Source organism: Agrobacterium sp. 22094 (assembly GCF_052046015.1).
GTDB classification, from domain to species: Bacteria; Pseudomonadota; Alphaproteobacteria; order Rhizobiales; family Rhizobiaceae; genus Agrobacterium; species Agrobacterium cavarae.
Window position 1 is genome coordinate 1 of the sequence record NZ_JBQEPX010000036.1, and the last position, 372, is coordinate 372.

Consider the following 372-nt stretch of genomic DNA (forward strand, 5'->3'; position numbering starts at 1 on the left):
TTAGTTTAACGAATGAACGCTTCGGCATATAAGCTTCGCCTCTTGCTTCTAACGTTACTTCTTCATTTAAACGAAGTGGGATAGCTTTAATCGTTTTTAAATTTTGAGTAATATCTTCACCCGTTACACCATCACCACGTGTCGCCCCTTGAATGAAGCGTCCTTTTTCATAATGAAGCGAAACGGCAAGCCCGTCAATTTTTAATTCACATATATATCTTACATTCGCACCATCAATTCCTTGACGTACTCTTCTGTCGAAATCACGTAAATCTCCTTCGTTAAATGCATTTCCTAAACTTAACATTGGTGACTTATGTGTTACTTTTTCAAATATATCAAGAACAGTCCCCCCAACGCGAACGGAGGGAG

Annotated in this window: 1 pseudogene; it reads right to left on the bottom strand. The window is 39.0% G+C overall.

Features of this window, described 5'->3' with window-relative positions:
* Positions 1–372 (bottom strand): annotated as a pseudogene (gene ligA, locus ACTJK5_RS23065) (NAD-dependent DNA ligase LigA); the annotation flags it as partial.